Here is a 723-nt window from a genome sequence, read left to right on the forward strand (position 1 = left end):
TACTGAGCGAGAAAGCCGGGGGTTATGCCGGATCGGAGATCATTAGGCCGGTCTCGGCGATGAAGCCGTTCAGCAGGTCGGGCCGGTACTGCATGGGTTTGAGCCGGTTCTTGATCAGGCCGGTGAGCTCGTCGATACCGTGGACGGTGAAGTTGAACAGCTTGGTGCGCAGGTAGGCCCATACCCCTTCGGCCGGATTGAGCTCGGGCGCATAAGCGGGAAACCGGTAGACCACCAACCAGTCCTGATGGGCGGCGATCCACGCGCGCATCTCGGCGCAGACGTGCTCGGGCAAACTGTCCCACACCAGCGAGATCGGGCCGCCCAGTTGGGTGTGCGCGGCCCGCAGCAGCGTCTGGAAGTCGGCGACGGTGAAGCCTTTCGGCTCGTTTTTGCGCTGGTGGTAGGTGCGCGTGCGGTAGATCAGTCGCGTCCGCATCCCCGGTTTGGTGCAGATCAGCGCGGCGATCGAGACTCGCCCCTGTCCGCGGTAGGCCACCGGCAACACCGGGGTCCGCCCCCTGCGGGCCCAGGTCCTGCCCTTGGGCGGTCTCAGGTTCTGCCCGGACTCATCGGCGAAGACGAGCCAGGAGTTCCAGGCCGCCCGGGTGCTTTTAAAGCGGGCAGCACCCGCCGTTTCCAACCGGCGATCTGTTCATCGTCTCGCCGGGCCGCCTGGTGGGCCGGCACCTGGAACGACCATCCCAGCCGCTCCAGCAGGTA

Annotated in this window: 1 pseudogene; it reads right to left on the bottom strand. The window is 66.0% G+C overall.

Annotated features, from left to right (window positions below):
* Window positions 1-22 precede the first annotated feature (22 nt).
* A pseudogene (locus tag ACSDR0_RS50935) lies at window positions 23-723 on the bottom strand (transposase); the annotation flags it as partial.

Source organism: Streptosporangium sp. G11, from assembly GCF_051192615.1.
Lineage (GTDB): Bacteria > Actinomycetota > Actinomycetes > Streptosporangiales > Streptosporangiaceae > Streptosporangium.